Genomic DNA, 250 nt, shown 5'->3' with positions numbered 1-250 from the left:
GATCCTTGCGCAGTGGCTCATAATTCGCGATCCCTTGCGAGAACAACAGTCCCTTGATGCGATTGACGTGGGCGACACGCTCGACGATCAGCGCCTTGCGCTCGCGACAACTCCGTCGACGATCCTCACATGGGATGGTTCGTGTCAAGGCCATCAATCGCAATGCATCAGCAGTCCCTCCGAAGCGTCGCTATCCAGGTCCAAGCCCGTGCGTGACGCGGCTCGTTTGCCGAGCCTGATCAACCTCACA

1 pseudogene is annotated in these 250 nt (G+C 58.8%); it reads right to left on the bottom strand.

Features of this window, described 5'->3' with window-relative positions:
- Nucleotides 1-127, bottom strand: a pseudogene (locus tag ACZYOF_RS44980) (IS110 family transposase); the annotation flags it as partial.
- Nucleotides 128-250: the final 123 nt, after the last annotated feature.

Source organism: Bradyrhizobium sp. LeoA1Lang, assembly GCF_055413685.1.
This window is presented reverse-complemented; position numbering and strand designations above follow the sequence as displayed.